Origin of the sequence: Bauldia sp., assembly GCF_020442045.1 — a bacterium.
Taxonomy (GTDB): domain Bacteria; phylum Pseudomonadota; class Alphaproteobacteria; order Rhizobiales; family Kaistiaceae; genus Bauldia.
Genome location: NZ_JAGRLA010000121.1, coordinates 20,337 through 28,264, shown reverse-complemented (window position 1 = coordinate 28,264; position 7,928 = coordinate 20,337). Strand labels below are relative to the sequence as shown.

At 67.0% G+C, this 7,928-nt stretch carries 6 protein-coding genes; 4 read left to right on the top strand and 2 right to left on the bottom strand.

What is annotated here, in order from left to right:
* From KDJ86_RS13840 to KDJ86_RS13825, 4 genes are all read left to right on the top strand, one after another.
* Positions 1 to 1,124, top strand: a 1,124-nt coding sequence (locus tag KDJ86_RS13840) for a porin (RefSeq protein ID WP_291746851.1), incomplete at its 5' end; no start/stop codon positions are given.
* Positions 1,125 to 1,513: 389 nt separating this feature from the next.
* On the top strand, positions 1,514 to 3,550 hold the full coding sequence (locus KDJ86_RS13835; protein WP_291746848.1) for an OmpA family protein: 2,037 nt from the start codon (positions 1,514 to 1,516) through the stop codon (positions 3,548 to 3,550).
* Between the two features lie 9 nt (positions 3,551 to 3,559).
* Entirely contained in the window at positions 3,560 to 3,700 is a 141-nt protein-coding gene (locus tag KDJ86_RS13830) for a hypothetical protein (protein WP_291746845.1), read from the top strand.
* A gap of 26 nt (positions 3,701 to 3,726) precedes the next feature.
* Positions 3,727 to 4,611 (top strand): helix-hairpin-helix domain-containing protein, encoded by an 885-nt coding sequence (locus KDJ86_RS13825; protein WP_291746843.1) that lies wholly within the window; start codon positions 3,727 to 3,729, stop codon positions 4,609 to 4,611.
* Positions 4,612 to 4,619: 8 nt separating this feature from the next.
* On the opposite strand, the gene KDJ86_RS13820 is transcribed toward KDJ86_RS13825, so the two are convergent.
* Together KDJ86_RS13820 and KDJ86_RS13815 are read right to left on the bottom strand one after the other, a co-directional pair.
* Positions 4,620 to 5,594, bottom strand: coding sequence for an alpha/beta fold hydrolase (locus tag KDJ86_RS13820; RefSeq protein ID WP_291746840.1), 975 nt, complete (start codon positions 5,592 to 5,594; stop codon positions 4,620 to 4,622).
* Between the two features lie 8 nt (positions 5,595 to 5,602).
* A complete protein-coding gene (locus KDJ86_RS13815) occupies positions 5,603 to 7,825 on the bottom strand; it encodes a transglycosylase SLT domain-containing protein (RefSeq protein WP_291746838.1) in 2,223 nt (740 codons plus the stop codon).
* Positions 7,826 to 7,928: the final 103 nt, after the last annotated feature.

Below are 7,928 nucleotides of genomic sequence, written 5' to 3'. Positions count from 1 at the left end.
CGGCAGACCTTGCTCTCGCGGTCGAGCCGATCGACTACGTGAAAGTCTGCGACGCCTTCGGAACCGGCTACTACTACATCCCTGGTACGGACACCTGCCTGAAGGTCGGTGGCTACATCCAGTTGGATATGTGGTTCTACAGCGAAAGCAACTACGTCGGCGACTACTTCAACGTCGCTCAGCAGATAACCGGTTCGACCACGGACCCGTCCAACCCGCTGTCTGACACCCAGGGTGTCGTGGCTGGTGACCTCTACGCTCTGGATAACTATTCCCAGGCGTGGGAGTTCAAGACGGAAGCCGGCGTGAACTTCACCTCGAAGTCCATGGGCGACCTCGGCCCGATCGTCACCAACTTCAACTTCGTGACGGTTTCGAACAACTTCGACGGCCAGAACGGCACCGAGAAGGAAGTCCGGTTCGACGGCGGTTACGGCGCGATCGGCCCGATGATGTTTGGTTGGACTGCTTCGACCTTCGACGTCGGCGGCGGTTACACCTATGACGGCGCGGTCCGGTCGGACAAGAAAGTCGACCAGTTCCGTCTGTCCTACCTGATGGGCACCTGGGGCATCATGCTCGGCCTCGAAGATCCGCGTGATCGTTCGGCGGGCGCGACCAATGCCACCGGCGACTATCCGGACATCGTGCTGGCTCTGACGGGCGGCCTCGGCGGCTTCGACATGAAGCTGGCTGGCCAGGTCAGCGACCAGGCTGATGGCACTGCCTGGGGTGTTGCCCTCGCGGTCGAAGGCCAGGTCGGCGGCGCCTTCAAGCTGAAGGCTGCTGGTGCCTATTCGGACGGCGCCAAGAGCCTGACCGGCGGTTCCAACTGCAACCAGACCTACTCGGGCGGCAAGTGGCGTTCGTGCAGCGACGGTGAGTGGTGGAGCGCCTTCATTTCCGGTAGCTTCGCGCTCAGCGGCAACATGGATGTCGCCGCCACCGCGAGCTGGCAGGACACTGCCGACTCCCGGAAGAAGATGGGCACCTTCACCGGCGCGCTGGGTGTCTACTATCACCCGACCGGCAACTCGGAGATCGGTGCTGAACTGCTCTACACCGATCCGGAAGCTGGCGATGACATCCTCGGTGGTCACCTTCGCTGGAAGACCTCCTTCTAAGGTCACCGTCTGAACTGGAATACGTGCCCGGGGAAGCAATTCCCCGGGCATTTTCTTTTTGATCCGCCGTTTTGCGGTGGGCATGTGGGCTCCTTCCCGACCCGTGGCATTGTCACGCTCGCGGCTTGCGGGCCGCAGTTTTCTTGGCGAAGATGGCTCAAGCCCATAGATTCGTCGTAATCCCGCGTTCGATCAGTCCTGTATGATGTATTCGCCGTCGGCCTGGGCCGGCGGTGACGGTGTTTTGCGGCGCGCGAGCGGCGTGCGTTGGGAATTGAGGAAGTCGCGGCATGTCGAACTGGCGAAGATGGGTACGACCCGGACTCGCGGCGACAATCGTGTTGGCTGTGCTGGCTGTGCTGTTTCGGTCAGGCGCTGTCGAGGATGAATTGGCGGCGAAGATCTCGCGGCGGCTGGTGGCCGATGGCTATGACTGGGCGACGGTCGCTGTCTCCGGCCGGAACGTCACGATCGGCGGTATCGCGCCCACCCCCGAGGTCCAGGCGGAGGCGCTCGCCGCCGCTTCCGCGATTCGTGGCGTCGCCTCGCTGTCCGACGCCAGCAGCCTGCTGCCGGTGGCCGAGCCCTATGAATGGTCGGCGCGACGCCTTGAGCGAAAGGTGACGCTGCTCGGCAGCGTGCCGTCGGAGGCGACGCGGAACGCGGTGCTGGCGGCTGCGCGGCGCGCCTTGCCGGACGCCGAAATCATCGATGAAACGACGCTGGCGCGGGGCGCGTCGAAGATGTTCAGCGCGGCGACGGCCTTTGCCCTGGAGCGTCTGGCGGATCTGTCCTCCGGGCAGGTGACCATCGTCGACGGGACGCTTTCGGTCGCCGGGACGGCGGTGTCGGCCGAAAGCTTCGCGGCCGCGCGCCGCTCGTTCACCGATTCGATGCCGGGGGGGCTGGCGCTTGGACCGGTCGATATCCTGCCGGCGCGGATCGATCGCTTCGTATGGTCGGCGAGCCTCGATGACGTTTCGCTGACGCTGGCCGGTTTCGTTCCGAACGAAGTGTCTAAGGATTCGCTGGTCGAGGCGGCGCGGGCGCTGCATCCTTCGGTGCCGATCATCGACAACATGAACATCGCCTCGGGAGAGCCGGAAGGCTTCACCGAGGCCGCGGCCTTCGCGATCCAGGCACTCGGCAAGCTCGAGGAGGGCGGGGTCATGCTCGACGGGCTGACGCTGGATATCGCCGGCACGGCCCGCAGCGTGGAGGACTACGAATCGGTTGTCGGGGGGATCGACGGGACGCTGCCCGCCGGTGTCGAGATCGTCGCCAACGAGATCATCCCGGCGCCGGTCTCCAACTACTACTGGACCGGCTCGCGGGAAGCGGACGCGGTCACGCTCGAAGGCTACGTGCCGTCGCTTGAGGGCAGGGCGGAGGTCAGGGCCCTTGCCCGCGACCTGTTTGCCGGAGCGACGGTCACCGACAACGTCAAGATCGCCTCGGGCGAACCCAAGATCGACTGGATCGGCGCCACCAAATTCGCGATGGAACAGCTCGCGGAGCTGAAATCGGGTGTCGTCCAGGTCGAAGGCGTGACCTATTCGGTCCAGGGCGAGGCGGCCGATTCGGACGCCTATCTCGCCCTCACCGAGGCGAATGCCAGGCGCCTTCCGGCGAGCCTCGCCCTCACGGATTCTGACGTCTCCCCGCCGCGGATATCGCCGTACAGGTTGTCGCTCTCGCAGGCCGCGGACGGGCTGGTGCTCGCCGGCTATGCACCGTCGGAAAAGGCCAGGCGCGCGCTTCTCGATGCCGCCCGGGCCCGGTTCGGCTCGGTCACCGTCAAGGACGACGTGAAGTTTGCCGGCGGCGCGCCCGATAGCCTGGTCGAGGCGGCGGAAGGCGCCATGCGGGTCGCTGCCCGCCTGGCCGGCGGCCACTTCGAGATTGTCGACACCGTCGTCGAGATCGATGGAACGACCTTCCACGACCGGGCGATGCAAAGAATCGCCGACATTGCGGCGGAGGCGATCCCGGAGGGCTTCAAGACCGAGGTCAATATCGTCACCCGCCAGACGGGGCAGCCGCTGGACGCGGCCGGATGCCGGGACCGGCTCAAGATCGCGCTCGCCGATGGCAATGTCGAATTCGACAAGGGCGCCACCGATATCTCCGTCGACAGCTATCCGCTTCTCGACAGGATCGCCGGGATCCTGATGCGCTGCCCGGACTCGGTGGTCGAGGTCGGCGGGCACAGTGATTCCGATGGCTCCGAGGAAGCCAATCTCGAGCTCACCCAGGCGCGGGCGGAGGCGGTGCTGGATTATCTCGTCGATGCCGGCGTGCGATTCGAAAGGTTGACGGCCAAGGGCTATGGTGAAGCCGAGCCGATCGCGGACAACTCGACCGAGGAGGGAAAGGCCGCCAATCGCCGCATCGCCTTCACCATCGATCCGCCGGGCAACGGCTAGCCGAGAGAAATGCTGTATCTGATCATCGCCTATTGGCCCTATCTGCTCGCGGCGCTGCTGATCGGCGTCGTGGTCGGCTGGTGGTACCAGGACCCGCGCAGCGTGGACGACATGACGGCGTGGCTTGAGCGGGGGCCAGACGACCATTGATCTGGCACGCTATCGAAATATGGCTGATGCTTGCCTTCGTGTTCGTCGCGGGGTGCGCGCTCGGCTCCCTGCTTTACCTGTTCATCGCCGAGACGCCGCTGGCGCATTCGCAGGAAGCGTTGGCGGATACGCTTGGCGATGCCGTCCACCTGGTCCGCCATCGTCTCGGCTTTGCCGCCGCCCGGCCCACCCGCCTGCGGCAGCGGCCGCTCGCCCATCCGGAGGAAGACGCCGGGGAATATTACCCGGCGGAGCCCGCCCGGCGGGAGGCCGACCCCTATCACCAGGCGCCGCCCGCCGCCGCCGAAGCGCGGGAGTGGGAGCCGGCCCATGCCGAGGTCGAGGCCTATGAAGATCCCCCGGTCGCGCAGGTCCATCCCGATGCGGACTGGGGCGAGGTGACGGCCGGCATCGGGCACCGCGAACAGGTGGCCCATGACGAGCATTGGCACAACGGGGAAGCCTGGGACGAGGCGGATGTCGCGTCGGTCGCGCCTCCCTCCGCCGACGACCGTCCGCCGCCTGCGGTGCTTCCGCCGCCCGAACCGCCGCCGCCACCCGAGCCGCCGGTCGTCGAGGAGCTTCCCGCGATGCGGCCGGCCGGGCTCACGGCGCCGCGCAACGGCGTTCCGGACGACCTCCAGCGCATCAGGGGGATCGGCAAGAAGAACGAGGAGCTGCTCAACAGCCTCGGCATCTTCCATTTCGGCCAGATCGCGGCATGGACGCCGGCGGAGGTCCGCTGGGTCGGAGTCCAGATCAAGTTCCCCGAGCGGATCGAACGCGACGACTGGATCGGCCAGGCGACGATTCTCGCCAGTGGCGGCCGGACCGGCTACATCAAGGCCGAGGATCGCAAGCGGCTCGCGCAGGAGGAAGCCGACAGGCCGCCCGGCATTGAGCCCGACTGACTCCCCGCCTAATCCTCCGGCCGGGTGTCGGGGTCGTAACCCGGCCGATCGACCGGGATCACCGCGTCTGCCGGCGGGCCGGAGCCCTCGGTCTGGGTGATGAACACCGATATCCGCTGCAGGATCGGTGTGTTGAGGAGGAGGGGCGGATGGCCTTCGCCCTCGATCGTCACCGATTCGAGGCCGGGATGCCTCTTCCCCATCTCGACCAGGGTCTCGGCGCTCAGCAGGTCGGAATTGCCGCCGCGAATGGCGAGCATCGGAACACCGGAAAGCGTCGCGAATTCCTTCCAGAGCTCGGGGATCGGCCGGTCGAATTCGATCCCGTCGAAGGTCTTGGCCAGCGCCGGATCGTAGTTGGCGGCCGGGCGGCCGTCCTCGTCGCGGTAGGTGGCGCGGGCGAAGGCCTCCCATTCCGCGTCGCCGAGCGCGGTGAATTGTCCGCCATGCAGCCGCTTGATGATGTGGATCGCGTCGTCCCAGTCGTCGGGCGCGGGCGTGCGCCCGATATAGGTCTTGATCCGCGCCAGTCCGACCGGCTCGATCACCGGGCCGATATCGTTGAGCACGACCCCGGCAACGGCATGCGGTCGCGCGACCCCCATCATCATGGCGATGATCCCGCCGCGCGACGTGCCGACGACGATCGCGCGGCCGATGCCGAGCGCGCTCATCCCGTCGAGCACGTCGGTCAGCTCGGTCAGCGGATTGTAGTTGGCGATGTCCTTGTCCCATTGCGACAGGCCGCGGCCGCGATAGTCGAAGGCCAGCACCCGGCGCGGGCGATGGCGATGGGTGGACAGATGAACGGCGAGGTTATGGAAGTCGCGGGCGCTTCGCGACAGCCCCGGCAGGCAGACCACCGGCAGCCAGGGCGCGCTCGGGTCGCCATATTCGGCGATGTGGAGGGACAGCCCGTCCGAGCTCGAATGGAACCGGTCGCGCCAGGCTTGCCCGTCTGCTTCCGCTTTCGCTGATGACAAGGGCGGCCTCAGCCCTGCTTCAGGTCGGTCTGGATGGTCAGCGCCGGGCGACCGAGCCGCGCGCGGTAGACCTGGAGGTTCTCCATCACGCGCTGCACATAGTTGCGCGTCTCGGTGAAGGGGATGCGCTCGACCCAGTTGACCGCGTCGACATTCGGGTCGCGCGGGTCGCCGTATTTCTCGACCCAGGCATGGACGCGGCTCGGGCCGGCGTTATAGCCCGCGAAGGTCATGATGAACGAGCCGCCGAAGCTGGCCTTGAGCCTGGCGAGGAAGGCCGCGCCGAGGGCCGCGTTATAGGCGGGGTCGGTGGTCAGCCGCGACTGGGAATAGGGCAGGCCCGCCGCCTTCGCCATCATCTTGGCGGTCGCCGGCATCAGCTGCAGCAGGCCGCGGGCGCCGGCGCCGCTGACGGCGGCGGGGTTGAAGGCGCTTTCCTGTCGCGCGATCGCGAAGACCAGCGGCTTTTCGACGTCGCCGGTATGGGCCGAGGCCGGAATTGCCGAGAGCGGAAAGGCGGTCGCGTCGACCTGCAGGCCGCGATAGGAGGCGATCTTGCCGATCTGAAGGGCGAACTGGTGCCCGCCATGTTCCTCGGCCATCTGGGCCAGCAGCTCGATCTCGACCGGATCATCCAGCTCCTCGGCGAGCTTGCGATAGAAGATGTCGTTGCGGTCGCCGCGATTGGCGGCGTCGAGGCGCTTGATGACCTGCACCAGTTCCCGCGACTCGAAGCGCGCCCTGGTGGCGGCGTCGGCCTTCGGCTGGGGCGCGATCGGCAGCGTCTTGACCCCGAGGCTGGCAAGGGCGAGCTGGCCGTAATAGGTGGTCGGGTGCTGGCCGGCGCGCTTGTAATAGGTGACCGCTTCCGAGCGGCGGCCCTGCTTCTCGGCCGCGCGGCCGAGCCAGTAGTCCGCCCGCGACACGCTGAGCGGCCGCGACGAGACGTCGAGTATCCTGGCGAAATGCTTCTTCGCCGTCGCCGGGTCGCCGAGGAATTCGAGCGCGAACCAGCCGGCATGGAACTCGGCCTCGGCAATGGTCGATGGCGATTCGGCCGAGTGGCCGGCGGCGACGCGGTAGGCCATCTTGGCGTCGCCCTCGTCGAGCAGGGCGCGCGAGACGATCCGCCGCTCTATCCACCACGCATCGCCGTCGATCTTCGCCGGATCGCGCGGCGCGGTCAGCAGCAGCTTCGCCGCTTCCTCCATCTTGTCGGCGCGCCTGAGCGACTGGACGCGGGCAAAGGCGTAGAGCGGATCCCTGCGTACATTCGCGGGAACCGCGGCCAGCGCCTTGTCGATATTCTTGTTGGTCTCGGACGCGGCGACCGCGGCGGCGAGCGCCTGCTGCCCCTTGTCGAGATACTTGGCGTTGCGCAGGCCGGCCGATATCTGCTCCTCATAGAGCAGCCGGTCCATGCGGGCCTTGTAGTCGGCACTGCTGATCAGGCCACCGACCTCCTTGCGGAGCAGGCTCTCGCTTTCGGCCCCGAATCGCTGTTCGCGCCAATAGCTGCCGACGACCCTGGCGGCCTCCGCCTTGCGGCCGAGCGCCAGGTAGGACTCGGCGAGCAGGACCAGGCCCTTGTCGGTTTCCGGCGTGCGTCCGGTGAGGGCGTCGACCACCGTCTTCGCCGGCGGCTTCTCGCGCACCAGCGCCTGCTCGAAGCGGATCTGCAGGAGGACCTGGCCCGGCCAGTCGGCAAGCTTCCGCCAGACCTCGGCGATGTGCGGGGCCGGCACGTCGTCGCGGCCGCTGATCGCCACCAGCCAGTCGATCACCTTGGTGTCGATCGGGTTGGGCATGGCATAGGCGGCGGCGGTCGCGGCCGCCGGGTCGCCGTCATCGAGGAATTTCAGCGCGTAGCGCAGACCGAGGGTGTTGATATCGGATGTCGAGACCGGAGTTGACCGCTTGATCGATGCGACCGGCGTGAAGGCGAGTGCCTCCTCGCCGTCGCCGACGACGCCATGATGGTCCTCGCCGGCGGTCGCCAGGAAGTCGGCGATCGGATCGGCGGTCGACGGCCGGAGGTCGGAATAGGTGCGCTGCGGGTTGAGCCGGGGAAGCGGGATATCGGCCACCTGGATCTCTTCGGCGCGAATGCCGGTCGCGCCCGGCATGGTCAGCGCCGGCGCGGCGAAAACCGCGATGGCAGGGATCAGAATGGCCTTGCCGCGCATGGCGACTCGTCTCCGCTTGGTCGTCTTGACGTTGTCGAATGCCATACTTGCTCTCCCGAAGCGGGCCGCTGGCGGTCCGCCCGGCCGATCCGCTTCCGCCGAATAGACTCAGACACTCGACAATGAGCCTATTGTGCCATAGTGAACG